The sequence below is a fragment of the Ensifer sp. ENS07 genome, assembly GCF_014852185.1.
Lineage (GTDB): Bacteria > Pseudomonadota > Alphaproteobacteria > Rhizobiales > Rhizobiaceae > Ensifer > Ensifer adhaerens.
Map to the genome: position 1 here is coordinate 213,537 of NZ_JACVBE010000003.1, position 13,132 is coordinate 226,668.

A 13,132-nucleotide genomic window follows, 5' to 3' on the forward strand; every position below is an offset into this window, starting at 1 on the left:
TGGAATTTTCCGAATGAATATCATATAGATTGTATGTTCATCATGCATTTTTGAATGAGCCACAAGATGATGGAATGGAGCGATATCCGACTTTTCCTTGCGATCGCGAGGGAGGGAACGCTGGGTGCGGCCGCGAGGAAGTTGGGCCTGACGCAGCCGACAATGGGAAGACGATTAAAGACTCTTGAGGCCGCAGTCGGCCACTCACTGTTCCAGCGCACACCGGACGGGTTTGTCCTGACAGATGAGGGCACCGTCGTGATGGGGCACGCGGAACGAATGGAGGAGGAGGCGCTGGCACTCCAGCGCCAGCTTGCGGGCACCGAGAACACGTTGTCCGGAACCCTGCGGATCTCGTGCTCTGACTGGTTCGGCATTCATATTCTTGCCCCCATCCTTGCAGATTTCAGACGTGTGCATCCCAACGTAATCATCGAGGTTCTCACCGACTCCAGACTTTTGAACCTTACGCGTCGCGAAGCGGATCTGGTCTTCCGCATCAAGCCGTTCACAGAGCCGGAAGTCATCTCGCGAAAGCTGCTGCATATTCCCTATGGCCTGTATGTCGCCAAAGGATCGGACGACCCTTCGCCCGGCACAGGAACGGGATTCAGTATGGTCATTATGGACGAGGCATTTGGAAGCATGCCAGACGTAGGTTGGCTTAAGGGCCGGTTCCCCAATGCGAACGTTTCGATGCGAAGCAATAACCGCGATGTTCAGGCAAGGTTATGCGCGGGTGGTGCAGGCATGGCGGTTCTTCCCAGGCCGTTGGGGGATTCGATGGACGTCTTGAAACGTATCGATGTCTCGCAGTCTCCTCCTGGAAGGGATACTTGGCTCGGATATCATCAAGATCTCCGCCGGCTTCCAAGGCTACGAGCTCTTATTCAGTTTGTTGGTGAGCAAGCACAAATAAAACAGCGAGAATTTCGCTAAGCCGTGATTGGAGGTGGGCATCAAGCCCAGCCGTCAACTTAACCTCATCCGGGCTACGCGGAAGGGTCGCTTTCGAAGGTCTCGTTTGACCGGTGACTGACCGCCGCAGCGCTGGCACACATGGACGCTGAGCATGTTGGCGGATTCCTCGTCGAAGGCGTCAAAAAACGGATGCGTCTCGACCGCGCTCGCGTTTGCGCGCAATCGAGATAACCCGATCGTAGACGGCGCCAAGGTCTCACGCACAAGCTGCGCGGCGATAGTCACGGTGAGATTGTCTCATCCTGTTCGTCGCCGGGGCCAGTACGCGCTTGTAGAACCTTTAGATGTCGAGAGTTCGTCCTACCGGAGTGAACGAACAATAGGATGCCACCACCCCGCTCAACTAAGCAAACAAGTGGGCAGCCTGGAACAGTCCTCCTGTCTAACGAGACAGCGCTCGCGCAAGGATTCCTTCATGTACGAGTTCTGGTCCCCGACCTTCTGCTCGCAAATCCATAGCCGGCATTATCTTCAAGCCCTCATGGCTATGACGCCAATCTTGGGATGCTTCTGCCGCCACGCACACATAGTGCGTGTTCTTACAGACAATACTTTTGGAATCTCCGCCCCGATCGGCAATCATCCCATGTATGGCCTTCCTGGGTCCAAGTGTGAAAATCGTGAACGAATCCTTCAGTTCAGTCTCCTGCCGTCCGCATCAAACAAATGAACATCGCTGAGTTTAATGCCGAGCGGCACGACTGCACCGTGCTCAATCTTGGTGTGTGGTGGTAGGGATGCAGATATTTTGCCTCTATCTCCAAACCTGCCGGTTACAATCAGCTCAGGCCCGGTCAACTCCGTAACCTCCGCCACTGCTTTCAAGGTGACTTCCGCGGCGCTGGCACGGAAAGCCTCCGCGCGAATGCCCACCGTTACTTCTTCATCGGCGGCGGCACCGAGTGCCGCGCGGTTGAACGGCAGTACGAAATCGCTTCCGTTGAGCTTGATGCCGTTGGGCACCCAGCGCGCCGTCAGCAAGTTAATTGGTGGAGCACCGACGAAACTCGCCACGTACACGGTCGCAGGCCGATAGTAGATTTCCTCTGGGGTTCCCAGCTGCTCGACTTTGCCATTCCGCATGACCGCTATTCGGGTGGCCAAGGTCATAGCCTCGATTTGATCATGGGTCACATAGACCACGGTCGTCTTTAGTATCTGGTGCAATCGTTTGAGTTCGGTGCGTAGCTCCATCCGCAGCTTCGCATCGAGGTTTGACAGCGGTTCGTCAAAAAGGAAGATTTTTGGGTTCCTAACAAGCGCGCGGCCGATCGCGACGCGCTGCCGCTGGCCTCCGGACAACTCGCTCGGCTTGCGATCGAGGAGGGCTTCGATCTGCAGCATTTGCGCAGTCTCTTCGATCGCCCGATCGCGCTCCACTTTAGGAACTTTCCGCATCTCTAAGGCAAATCCGATGTTACGCCGCACCGAGAGGTTCGGGTAAAGCGCGTACGATTGGAAGACCATTGCAATGTCACGGTCCTTAGGGTGCACCCTTGTCACGGCTTGGTCGGCTATTCGGATTTCGCCACTCGTGGGTTCGGAAAGGCCGGCGATAATGTTCAGAAGTGTGGATTTGCCACAACCCGACGAACCAAGAAGGACGAGGAACTCGCCACTCTCCAGCTCGATATTGATCCCGCTGAGAGTTGCGATTTCGCCGTAGCTCTTATGTATATTTTCAATCGTCAGCCTGCTCATAGCTATGGCATCGTGAAATTTGGCGATCATTCGGTTGATCGGGCGTGGCCAGGAAAGTCGAAGTCACGGAATAAAAGCCTGAGTTTATTTCGTCTAGCAAAATTTGAAGTTTCGACTCATGGAGTTAGCCGACGGGCGCTAGGCGTCTCACGGCTCACAACAGAGGTAACGGGGCACATTTGGTGGAGCGCGACAACCAAGATCAGACGGGATCTCAGCCAGATTGTCCCTCTACAGCCCGCGTCACCGAATCTGCCCCGGTTACCAACAGAACGCGTGGACCAATTCGCTAACCGGCGAGGCTTCGTACAGCGCACCCTGGCATGCCGGTTGAAGTGTTCCTTCCGGCAGGTGAGCGGGCGGCGTTTTCGCTCGATCGCAAGGCGTTCATCATCGCTTTGTCCAGCTTCGCACCCGGGACGATTTGGTGATCGCTCCAGGTTTCGATTGAGCCTTCACGCTGAAGAAGCGACACATGCTTATGCAGCCTGTCGAGATACTTCACATCGGCATGAGAATAGGGGATGAAGCTTAATGCCAAGATACGCCTCAGTCATATTCGTTGCGCTTCAGATCGTGGATCGCAACCTGCACGAGATATCGTGAGCTATTTCGCATCGATGTGTGAGTGCTCCGACGCCTCCTCGTTATCCCTTTCGCTTGCCTTCTTCTTTTGCGGTCTGTTATCAGGATGAACCCATTCAACCGGCGGCTCGTATTCGTTCGGTCTACGCGCCGCTCTGTCGCCCATGACAATGGCTTGGAGTACAGAGCTATCCAGATGGTCTTTGTTCAGAGCTATTTTTCCGCTCGCAATACTCGCGATATGGCTGGAAAAATTTCGGCCAGGCGGCGCGACAGAGATGAGTTCCTTCTTAGGGAACGCTCTCTTAAAGAACTTTGCCGTCGCTGCCTGATCCGAGTCTGCGGTAACAAGGTATGCCTTGTCGTAGACATCGTTCGCACCATCCTCATATAGGCTGAGCGCCAAGTTGATGTCGGTTTCCTTTTCCGTTGGCTTTTTCCATGTTGCATCGCAGGTTCTGCACGACCAGTCTTCCTTGACGTAATGTCCCATCACAACCGTCACGCCTGAATTTTGGAGAGCCAGAAGGTACTGCTCGTGCCTCCATTTCTTTTTTTCATCCCCAGGGTAATATGCGGTGCAAAATGTAACCTTTGCGAGAGTTTCCGACCTTGAAGGGATTACTATCTGGGCAAGCTTCCAGAGGTTACACCATTTGAGATACGGCTGATTCAGGTCCGCAATTGCGTGATACAAATTGAAACCGTCGATATAAAATGCGGACCTTTTGGCCATCTGATTTCCTTGACAAACTCGCCTGCATGATTCATATACAACTTATCAACGCGATGCGGTACGCCGCTAGCACACCCTCGGCTCCGGCCGGGGGTTTATTTTTTGTAGCATAGCCTGCATTAAACATTCTCTATCTATCTGAAATGCCGATAGATACTGACGCCACCAAATTGATGTCATCCGACGTGCTGGACACGAAGGACAATCTCGTCGATGCCGTCCTCTGATTGCCCCCAGTCCATAAACACCAGAGCATTTTCCTGACGTCGGACTCGTTCTCTACCAAAAGCTTCCTGTCGTCGTATGCGTTCCAACACATGAAGCCCAGAGCGTCCTTGATGGCCGAACTTATGTGGAATCCAGACTTGTGTGACGACGGTCCGGGTTTATCTGGCGATGAACAGGTATGGTGGGCCCGGCAGGACTCGAACCTGCAACCAATCGGTTATGAGCCGACGGCTCTAACCATTGAGCTACAGGCCCCACGGAAACGGTTGTAGGAGATTCCACGGTAATTGATCAAGCCCGACGCGATGAATTTCGGCTTTCCGAATTCAGCGTGAACCTGTCGGCCATAGACAACGCCGAAGCTCATTCGCGATTGGAGGTCCTTTCAGCATGTCGAGTTTTGCTCAACACGCAAGTGTATGCCCAAAGCGTTCCGCTCGCGCCTCACAGGGGCGTTGGAAGTGGCCGCGCCATATACCAATGTTAGATGATCGCGCTGTCTTCTCGGCGGCCCCATAGGCTCCACGGCTGTACCGAACCCAATCCAGCGCATTACCACTTTCGACCAACCAGCGATTAACTTCTTTGCCGTCGGCGCGAAAGCAGACGCCGACCAACCTGTGATATCGATCGCGGTCGATCACGTCGCAGTGGATTGGTCGAGAGGCCGCAAGGAATTGATCCAGAGCGCTTGCTGCGGCCTTGCCGCACCGATAAGTGCCGCCATCGCCGTCAAAGCATTTCTGCCAGCTTTCCGGCGCATCTACGCCGTGAAGCCGTACACGTTTCCCTCCGATCTCGATGGTGTCCCCGTCGACTACGGAGGCACGCCCCGTTATCGTGTCCGCACTTGAGGCCGAGGCAGGCAACAACAGCAGGGCTGCGAAAATGGGTGCAATTCGCTTAAACAACGTAAGTGGCTCCTATGCGTGGCAAGCGGAACGGTTTGTAAGCCTATGTGCACTGCGATCGGTTTAGAAAACGTGCAGCTGGTGACGATACCAATATTGGCTGGGTCCGCGACGCCTGGCGCGATATGCAACTCTATTCCACCGGCCGGCTGTATTTGAACTCTCCCGGCTTCGGAGAGGGTGAAAACTTGTTCGTGACGCTTTCCAATGCTGAAACCTACGCGAGGCTTCAAACGGTCAAACGCGCTTATGATCCAAACAATTTTTTCCGCATGAACCAGAACGTTATCCCGCTGTTGATGCCAAGCGCAGCAGGCTCGTGGTTTGGTGGGTTCTACCTTGTTGCTGAGAACTCCAGGCGTGAGGCTCCGGCGTCGCCGGAGCCTCTTTAGTCCACTACTTGTTGAGAGCATCCTTGAGCGCTTTGGCGGGCGCAAAGTTGAGTTTCTTCGCTGCCGCCACTTTGATGGTCTGTCCGGTTGCCGGATTGCGAGCTTCCCGCTCCGGAGTGTCTTTCACTTTAAACTTACCGAAGCCGGGGATCGAAGTTTCTGCTCCCTCGGTCGCTGCCGCGGTAATCGCCGCGAAAACTCCTTCAACGATGGCTTTACCTTGAGATTTCGTCAGCCCGTGGGCGGTAGCAATCTTCTCCGCAATTTCGTTTGTCGTTGTCATGAGATCCCCCTCGTTTGTTAACGCGCCGAATTTGGCAGGCTGGAGATTCCCAGTCATCCGGATAGTGGAGTGCCGTGACCTGATTTCCACAATTGATTGTCGGTTTATCTCAGTGTTGGATCCAAGCTGCTCCGCAGGTGTCAAGTGCATGAACCTCTCTCAGGTCATCCGGAAGGCTTTGCTCTTGCGGCCGGGCCTTCATCGACTGGCTCATTCGGGCGCTTAGCAGCATTCTTCCGATAAGCGTCTCCGCCGCGATGGCATTTCGGAGCACCCCAGTGCAAGCGCGTTGCACAACCGCTGAACACGGAAACAGGTCGATCGCAGCGTACCTCGCTACGACCGACTGACAGGGCCCCGGTTCAGTAGTCCCACCAAGCCGGAACCCAACGATAGTGTTCACCGGAGGCTGCCACTCGCCCCACTGAGGGGAACGGCATGTGTGTGGATACCAGCCACGAGCCGGTGTCCGCCAGTTCCCGCATCAGACGCAGCCGAACGCGGGTCGCTTCCTCCGGGTCGTGTTCGAAGCCGTTGTGCCACTCGGGGTGATCGAACGAAACAGGAAACAGCGCGTCGCCGCCAAACATCAAGCCTTCGCCTCCTGAAGCGATCCGAACCACGCTGTGTCCTGGAGTGTGACCGCCCGTGCGGCAGACAACCACTCCCGGCGCTACCTCGGCCTGCTCGTCGAAGGTCCGCAGGTGCTCACGATACTTGTCCATGAACTCAACGGACGCCCGGCGGGCCAATTCAGCCAGCGCAGGCGGCATGGCCGTCCGGGAGAAGTCGGGCGATTCCCAGAACTTCGCTTCCGCAGCGGAAACGTGGACGCGAAGGTCCGGACGCATCCGTTCCTTGACGCCTTCGACGAGGAGACCGCCAACATGATCAAAGTGCATGTGCGTCAGCACTACGTCGGCCACGGACGATAGGTCGACGCCGGCGGCTTCAAGTCGATGAACAAACTGCCCAGCCCGTGGAAAGTCCGGATACTCCTCTCCGATTCCGCTGTCGATGAGAATTGTCTGGCTACCGCTGCGCACCACTACGGCGTTCAGTGCCCAATCAAAAGCGACCTTCGAAAGGAATCGTTCGTCCAGCCAAGCCCCCATGGCTGCAGGATCGGCGTTGGTGGCCATCGATTCGGCTGGCGGCGTCAGAACGCCATCGCTGATTATGATGACTTCAATCTCGCCCACCCGCACCGCGTAGCGGGACGGAACCAACTCGTCGGGCTGCCGCCTGTCCTGCTGGATCATCGTAAGAGGGGTTGTTTCTACCTTCGACATTATGTCGCTCCAATTCTCGTGAGAGGTGCCGATCAGGGCTACATCACGATGTCTAGGTTGGAGTGTTTGGGCGGTCGAGCTACACCTGAGTATGTGGCGTACGCACCACACAGCGACGATTCCCCTTGCAACCGCTGTTCACGCACGCCCGTTACGAACTCAAACCTGCGGCCTTTTGAGCGCGGAGACGGTTTGGATTTCGGCCGCAGTTCTTCGCAAGCAGTCGCGTAGCCAGCAGTGCGCGAGATTACTCGTGTGCCGGGGATGCCAGAACATGCGTTCATGGATATCCGGCAAGGACATTGGTGGTTCCGCGCCGATAATGCCTGGCGCGCCAAGTTCACGGATCGCCCTCTCCAAGACCAAGCTTATAAGATTCGATCCGCGCAAGAGGAATGGAACCATAACAAAACTTTCGAGCGTTACGGCAATCCGACGGCGGACACCTTCGCGCGCCAGATGCTGATCGGCAAGGTTCAGCTGCCGATCAGGGCCGATGCCATAAACAAGGTGGGGTGCATGGAGAAATGCATCAAGTGATATCTGGTCCGACCCCCGAACTGCCCGGTTTTGAGAATCGGCAGCGCATAGCCATCGGTCGCTCAACAAAGGTTCCGACGGAAAGTCGCTATCCGGAAGCAATTCGCTCGGCTCGATCACGACGTCGACAAGATCGTCGTGGAGCATCTTTTCGGTGTCTCGCGAACGTGGGACGAGATGGAGCGTGACGTGGGGCGCTTCTGCCTCCAGGCGTTTGACGAGGGGGGCGAGCAAGATCAAAACAGCGTAGTCCGATGCGCTTATCGTGAAGCTTCGAGCGTCTTGCAGTGGATTGAAGCTGCCTTGCTGCGTAAGGGTTTTTTGGACCTTGTTCAGGGCGTCTCTTAGCGGTTCCACTAGGTCTTCGGCGTTTTGCGTCAGCTCTAACTTTCGACCCACGCGAACGAGCAACGGATCATGAAACATGTCTCTCAAACGACCGAGGGCCGCGCTTGTCGCCGATTGGCTTAGTCCGACGATCTCCCCCGCACGGCTGACGCTCTTCTCTCGCAACAAAGCGTCGAGAACGACCAGCAGGTTAAGATCCACTCCCCGAAGGTTCATAAGTACTCCTCCCATGTATCGACTGGCTGGATAATTAACTTCCGAATAATCGATTGGACACATTACGGTAGCCACGTAAGATCTGTGTCAACAAAAAAATATAAGTATCTGGGGTTCAAAAGTAGAGATTAAGTAAGCCGTCTGTTGGTCTGAGCATCGGCATGCAAATCTCGTTGTTTCTGTGGAAGCTGAAAATAGCTTGCGCAATGGAGGAGCTATGCGCAGTTTGGATGAGATCACTTCGCCCGCCTCGTCTTTCAAAGATATTCAGGAAACGGTGAATCAGTGGGAGCTTAATGCTGGTCCGGAGGCATTGGCATTTCGAACGGCTATGCGGAAATTCGTTGGCGGCGTCACCGTTATCACGACGCGTCACGATGACCGCCCGTGGGGCATGACCGTCAGCGCCTTTAGCCCGGTGTGCATGGATCCGCCCATGCTGATCGCTTGTGTAAATCGCGAGACGGTGACCGCCAGCAATATCACTCGTCACCCGCATTTTGCCGTGAACATCCTCAGCGATGAGCAGGTGGCAATCTCGCAATTTTGCTCAAGACCTCGTGAGGACAAATTCATCGAGGACTTCGTGATCCCGCCGGAGGATGTTCCTGACAGGATCCAGATGCCCGTCCTCAAGAATTCGCTGATCACTTTCGATTGCAGGGCAAACACGACGTTCGTTGTGAACAGCCACCTCGTGCTTCTGGCACAGGTCCGGGCGGTTCTCGCTCCTGCTGCCAAAAAGCCGCTCCTCTATGGAGAAGGGCAGTACATGCAGGGTGTTTCGATGCAGAGGGTATTGTCGTGATGGACGCCGCGGCCACCACAGCCGTCGTCGAGGCCCTCTACACGGCTTACAACAGTCATCGCACAAGCGACGTCGCTGCGCTTTATACCGACGAAGGCATCCACGAGGACATCGCGCACGGTCGTCCGAAAGTAGGCGCGCAGACAATAGCGGCTGGTCTTGAAAAATTTCTCGGTTGGTTCCCCGACGCCGAATGGAAGCCCGGCTCGATCATCGCAGACAATGAGGGAAGAGCCGCTGTCCAGTACACATTGACTGCGACCTTGTGCGCCGCGTTGGGACCAGTTCCCCCTCGCGGCCAAAAAATCTTCCTGCGCGGCCTGATGGTTCTCACTCTCGAGAACGGCAAAATCGTGCGCAGCGAAGACTACTGGGATGCAACGACGTTCCAGAAACAGCTTGATTCAAACGCTCCAGAGGAAAGACCATGAGAACAGGCAAAGAATACCTTGAATCGCTGCGCGACAACCGGCGTGTCTATGTCGGCGGCGAGCTTATCGACGATGTTACCACCCATCCCAAGACGCGTGGCTACGCCCAGGCTATCGCTGAATACTACGATCTGCATCTCGATCCCGCCAATCAAGACATCGCGACATTTATCGACGAGAAAGGCAATCGCCAGTCGATGCATTGGTTTCTGCCCCGAACCAAGGAAGACGCAGTTCGCCGGCGCAAATACGCGGATTTCGTGTTCCGTCACTTCAAGGGCGGCATCTTCACCCGTCCCCCGATGGGGATGAACTGCGTGATGTTCACGCAGGTGGATGATCAGCAGCCGTGGGCCGATAACTCCCGCTTCAAAAACGGCCAACGCGATCTGTCGGGCAATATTCAACGTCAATGGGACGAGGTGACAAGCAAGGATTTGGCCATCTCTCCGATGTTCGTCGATGTTCAGTTTGACCGGGGTCGGGTCGACGCACTGAGCGAGACGCCGATGTTGAGCATCGTTGAAGAGCGCGACGACGGCATTCTCGTGCGAGGTTGGAAGGCTATCGGAACGTCCGTTCCCTTCGTCAATCACATCCTCATCGGAAATCTATGGCGGCCCGGCCAGACACCTGAGCAGACGATCTACGCCCTGGTTCCAATCGCCACCAAAGGCATCTCGGTCGTCGCACGCGAATCCCGCGTTCAAACGGACGCAGACCCCTACGATCGTCCTCTTGCTACGATCGGCGACGAACTCGACGCCATGGTTTACTTCGACGACGTTCTGATCCCGTGGTCGCAGGTGCAGCATATCGGCAATCCCGAGCATGCCAAATGGTATCCTCAGCGCCAGTTCGACTGGGTCCATCTGGAAACACAGATCCGCCATTGCGTCCATGCCGAGTTGATGGTGGGCCTCGCGCTTCTGCTTACACAATCCCTGGGGACGAGCAACAATCCGGTTGTTCAGTCTCAGCTTGCCGAAATGATCAGATTCCGTGAGACTTGCACGGCCTTCATGCTGGCTGCCGAAGAGACGGGATTTGCCACTCCGGGCGGTCTTTTCAAGCCGAACAACATCTACATCGACTTCGGTCGTGCCCACTATCTCGAGCATCAGCCGAGAATGGTGAACATGCTCATCGAGTTCTGCGGCCGCGGGATCGTGATTCAGCCGACGAAGCGAGAGCTCGACGATCCTTACATCGGTCCGAAGCTTGCCGATGCGCTCCGTGGCGCGGAAATCAGTGCGCATGACCGGATCAAGATTTTCCGCCAGATCAGCGAACGCTTCCTGACGGAATGGGGCACGCGCCACGAGATGTTCGAGAAGTTCAACGGAACGCCGCTCTATCTTATCAACCTTCTTACGCTTCAGCGTACCGAGTATCACGTGGACGGTCCGCTGACCGCCCTCGCACGCGAGGTGCTCGGCTTCGGCGATACCGCCGAACTTGGTAAGCGCGCGCAGGAAGCCGAGAAGAACTCGCACTACGCCAACGTACGCTTCCAGCCTGAATACGCCCGCGCTCAGGACGTTCACGAGGGCTATATCGGTTCTTCTGCGGAGCGTGGCAACGTCAACGCTGCTTAATGAAAATCGCGCCGGCGCCCGTTGTGTGCCGGCGCGTTCTCCTTGTGGAACGGCCAGCCCGGAGCATCCAATGTATTCGTTCACCTACAGCGGTGTATCCGCCCGAGTCATTTTCGGATCTGGAACGGTGAGAACACTCCGTGGCGAATTGGAGCGGCTTGGTTTAGAGCGCGCGCTCTTTCTCTCAACGCCTGGACACGAAGATTTCGTGAGAGAGTGCGCCCAATCGGTCGGCCCCGTCGCCGCCGATGTGTTCTCGAAAGCTTCGATGCACACGCCCGTGTCGATCACGGAAATGGCGATGCGGATGGTGCGTGACCTGCGTGTTGATGGCATCGTTGCTATTGGTGGCGGTTCTACCATTGGGTTAGGCAAGGCGATTGCCTGGCGAACGGACCTTCCGCAAGTAGTCGTTCCCACGACCTACTCCGGATCCGAAATGACGCCGATCCTCGGCGAGACGGAAAACGGCCAGAAAGTAACCCGCTCTCATCCAAGGATTCAGCCGGAGACCGTTATTTACGACGCCGACCTGACCGAGACTCTCCCGAGAGACGTCGCCGTAGCCAGCGGGATGAACGCGATGGCGCATGCGGTCGAGGCGCTCTACGCCGAAAACAGAAATCCGGTCGTGAGCCTGGTTGCCGTTGAGGCGATCGGCTCCCTGTATGACGCCTTATCACTATTGTCGGACACTCGAAACGACGAGGTGGCAAGGAAGAGAGCTCTTTACGGAGCGTGGCTGAGCGGAATGTGTCTCGGGTCAGTTGAAATGTCTCTTCACCACAAGCTCTGCCACACCCTCGGCGGCTTGTTTAATTTGCCGCACGCCGAGACGCACGCGGCGCTGCTACCTCACGTGTTGGCGTACAACGCTCCGGCAATTCCCGAAGTCATCGATAAGCTAAGCGAAATTTTCAGGCGACCCGATCCAGCGCAGTGTCTGTACGAGCTCAACCACACGCTTCGGGTCAAACCAGCGCTAAGGGAGCTGGGGATGCCCCCGGCTGGCATCGAGCAAGCGGTCACTGCGGCTCTCGACAAACCCTACAAAAATCCGCGGTCATTGGACCGTCAAGGTCTGACGGAGCTGCTAAGGCGTGCACATTGCGGATTGCGCCCTGCAAGCACTTGAAGAGTTGGAGGACAAAGAATGGACATGAAACCCGCTTCGACCAGTGAGGAAACTCGCTTCCTTACCGAGGAAAACTCCGTTGAAACAGTCAACGCACGGATGGGATCCGGAGCAAGTCCGCGGATGAGGCTGGTCATGTCAGCAGTCGTGAAGCATCTGCACGCGCTGACAAAAGAGATAGAACCGACACATCAAGAGTGGCAGCAGGCGATCGATTTCCTTACAGCGGTTGGCCATAAATGCACCGACTGGCGGCAGGAGTTCATACTCCTTTCCGATGTTCTCGGAGTTTCGATGCTGGTCGAAACCATTAATAATCGCCGACCCTCGGGGGCAACGGAAAACACGGTGCTCGGCCCATTTTATGTTCCCGAAGCACCTCGCTACCGAAACGGAGCCAACATATGCCTGGACGGCAAAGGCGAACCGCTCGTCGTTAGAGGCAGGGTGACGGATTTGGATGGTAATCCTATTCCAGGTGCTCTGGTTGATGTCTGGCAGACGAATAATGACGGATTCTACGACGTCCAACAAAAGGATATCCAACCCGATTGGAACCTGCGCGGCGTATTCACGGCCGACGATGACGGTACCTATTGGTACCGCTCAGCGAAACCCCGATACTATCCGATTCCAGACGATGGGCCGGTCGGCAGGCTATTGGGTCAGCTTGACCGCCACCCGAACCGAGCGGCCCACATCCACTTCATCGTTAGCGCGCCAGGCTACGATCCCGTGGTCACGCATATCTTTCCAGATGACTGCAGCTATTTGAGCGAAGACGCTGTTTTCGGAGTCAGGGAGTCCCTGATTGCTCATTTCAAAGAAGTTCACACTGCGGACGAGGCCGAACGGCTAGGATTGAAAGACGTTGACCAATCGTGTCCTTATTTCTTCGTCAACTGGGACTTCGTTCTGACGCCCGCGGCGAAATAAAGGAGGGCGCC

13 protein-coding genes and 1 tRNA gene are annotated in these 13,132 nt (G+C 55.9%); 7 read left to right on the forward strand and 7 right to left on the reverse strand.

Annotated elements, in window-relative coordinates:
• Positions 1-69 precede the first annotated feature (69 nt).
• A complete protein-coding gene (locus IB277_RS13675) occupies positions 70-939 on the forward strand; it encodes a LysR family transcriptional regulator (protein ID WP_192371290.1) in 870 nt (289 codons plus the stop codon).
• A gap of 675 nt (positions 940-1,614) precedes the next feature.
• Here the strand turns inward: IB277_RS13675 and IB277_RS13680 are convergent.
• From IB277_RS13680 to IB277_RS13695, 4 genes are all read right to left on the reverse strand, one after another.
• On the reverse strand, positions 1,615-2,682 hold the full coding sequence (locus IB277_RS13680; RefSeq protein ID WP_192371291.1) for an ABC transporter ATP-binding protein: 1,068 nt from the start codon (positions 2,680-2,682) through the stop codon (positions 1,615-1,617).
• A 607-nt stretch (positions 2,683-3,289) separates the two neighbouring features.
• Positions 3,290-4,003 (reverse strand): NYN domain-containing protein, encoded by a 714-nt coding sequence (locus tag IB277_RS13685; RefSeq protein WP_192371078.1) that lies wholly within the window; start codon positions 4,001-4,003, stop codon positions 3,290-3,292.
• A gap of 407 nt (positions 4,004-4,410) precedes the next feature.
• A tRNA-Ile gene (locus IB277_RS13690) sits at positions 4,411-4,486 on the reverse strand.
• Positions 4,487-4,635: 149 nt separating this feature from the next.
• Positions 4,636-5,130 carry a thermonuclease family protein gene (locus IB277_RS13695; RefSeq protein WP_371813606.1) on the reverse strand — a complete coding sequence of 165 codons (495 nt, stop codon included), beginning with the start codon at positions 5,128-5,130 and terminating at the stop codon, positions 4,636-4,638.
• Positions 5,131-5,267: 137 nt separating this feature from the next.
• Between IB277_RS13695 and IB277_RS13700 the strand changes: the two genes are divergently transcribed.
• A complete protein-coding gene (locus IB277_RS13700; RefSeq protein ID WP_192371080.1) occupies positions 5,268-5,534 on the forward strand; it encodes a BBE domain-containing protein in 267 nt (88 codons plus the stop codon).
• A 4-nt stretch (positions 5,535-5,538) separates the two neighbouring features.
• Here the strand turns inward: IB277_RS13700 and IB277_RS13705 are convergent, their stop codons facing one another.
• From IB277_RS13705 to IB277_RS13715, 3 genes are all read right to left on the reverse strand, one after another.
• The gene (locus IB277_RS13705; protein WP_192371081.1) at positions 5,539-5,817 is read right to left on the reverse strand and encodes an HU family DNA-binding protein; all 279 of its coding nucleotides are present in this window, start codon (positions 5,815-5,817) and stop codon (positions 5,539-5,541) included.
• Positions 5,818-6,179: 362 nt separating this feature from the next.
• Positions 6,180-7,109: an MBL fold metallo-hydrolase gene (locus IB277_RS13710; RefSeq protein ID WP_192371082.1), complete on the reverse strand. Its 930-nt coding sequence runs from the start codon at positions 7,107-7,109 to the stop codon at positions 6,180-6,182.
• Between the two features lie 159 nt (positions 7,110-7,268).
• Positions 7,269-8,213 (reverse strand): LysR family transcriptional regulator, encoded by a 945-nt coding sequence (locus tag IB277_RS13715; protein ID WP_192371083.1) that lies wholly within the window; start codon positions 8,211-8,213, stop codon positions 7,269-7,271.
• Positions 8,214-8,430: 217 nt separating this feature from the next.
• On the opposite strand from IB277_RS13715, the gene IB277_RS13720 reads away from it, so the two are divergent.
• The 5 genes from IB277_RS13720 to IB277_RS13740 all read left to right on the forward strand — a co-directional run bounded on the left by IB277_RS13720 (position 8,431) and on the right by IB277_RS13740 (position 13,121).
• On the forward strand, positions 8,431-9,021 hold the full coding sequence (locus IB277_RS13720) for a flavin reductase family protein (protein WP_192371084.1): 591 nt from the start codon (positions 8,431-8,433) through the stop codon (positions 9,019-9,021).
• Entirely contained in the window at positions 9,021-9,452 is a 432-nt protein-coding gene (locus IB277_RS13725) for a nuclear transport factor 2 family protein (RefSeq protein WP_246805965.1), read from the forward strand. The genes IB277_RS13720 and IB277_RS13725 overlap by 1 nt, the downstream gene beginning before the upstream one ends.
• Positions 9,449-11,050 carry a 4-hydroxyphenylacetate 3-hydroxylase N-terminal domain-containing protein gene (locus IB277_RS13730; protein WP_192371086.1) on the forward strand — a complete coding sequence of 534 codons (1,602 nt, stop codon included), beginning with the start codon at positions 9,449-9,451 and terminating at the stop codon, positions 11,048-11,050. Before IB277_RS13725 ends, IB277_RS13730 begins: the two co-directional genes overlap by 4 nt.
• A gap of 70 nt (positions 11,051-11,120) precedes the next feature.
• Positions 11,121-12,185 (forward strand): maleylacetate reductase, encoded by a 1,065-nt coding sequence (locus IB277_RS13735; protein ID WP_192371087.1) that lies wholly within the window; start codon positions 11,121-11,123, stop codon positions 12,183-12,185.
• 24 nt (positions 12,186-12,209) lie between these two features.
• Positions 12,210-13,121: an intradiol ring-cleavage dioxygenase gene (locus IB277_RS13740; protein ID WP_192371292.1), complete on the forward strand. Its 912-nt coding sequence runs from the start codon at positions 12,210-12,212 to the stop codon at positions 13,119-13,121.
• Positions 13,122-13,132 lie beyond the last annotated feature (11 nt).

What these genes read in the sequence shown, in the direction of transcription:
- IB277_RS13675 (WP_192371290.1), top strand. Translation starts at nt 70, where the DNA reads ATGGAATGGAGCGATATCCGACTTTTCCTTGCGATCGCGAGGGAGGGA.
- IB277_RS13680 (WP_192371291.1), bottom strand. Translation starts at nt 2,682, where the DNA reads ATGAGCAGGCTGACGATTGAAAATATACATAAGAGCTACGGCGAAATC.
- IB277_RS13685 (WP_192371078.1), bottom strand. Translation starts at nt 4,003, where the DNA reads ATGGCCAAAAGGTCCGCATTTTATATCGACGGTTTCAATTTGTATCAC.
- IB277_RS13700 (WP_192371080.1), top strand. Translation starts at nt 5,268, where the DNA reads ATGCAACTCTATTCCACCGGCCGGCTGTATTTGAACTCTCCCGGCTTC.
- IB277_RS13705 (WP_192371081.1), bottom strand. Translation starts at nt 5,817, where the DNA reads ATGACAACGACAAACGAAATTGCGGAGAAGATTGCTACCGCCCACGGG.
- IB277_RS13710 (WP_192371082.1), bottom strand. Translation starts at nt 7,109, where the DNA reads ATGTCGAAGGTAGAAACAACCCCTCTTACGATGATCCAGCAGGACAGG.
- IB277_RS13715 (WP_192371083.1), bottom strand. Translation starts at nt 8,213, where the DNA reads ATGAACCTTCGGGGAGTGGATCTTAACCTGCTGGTCGTTCTCGACGCT.
- IB277_RS13720 (WP_192371084.1), top strand. Translation starts at nt 8,431, where the DNA reads ATGCGCAGTTTGGATGAGATCACTTCGCCCGCCTCGTCTTTCAAAGAT.
- IB277_RS13725 (WP_246805965.1), top strand. Translation starts at nt 9,021, where the DNA reads ATGGACGCCGCGGCCACCACAGCCGTCGTCGAGGCCCTCTACACGGCT.
- IB277_RS13730 (WP_192371086.1), top strand. Translation starts at nt 9,449, where the DNA reads ATGAGAACAGGCAAAGAATACCTTGAATCGCTGCGCGACAACCGGCGT.
- IB277_RS13735 (WP_192371087.1), top strand. Translation starts at nt 11,121, where the DNA reads ATGTATTCGTTCACCTACAGCGGTGTATCCGCCCGAGTCATTTTCGGA.
- IB277_RS13740 (WP_192371292.1), top strand. Translation starts at nt 12,210, where the DNA reads ATGAAACCCGCTTCGACCAGTGAGGAAACTCGCTTCCTTACCGAGGAA.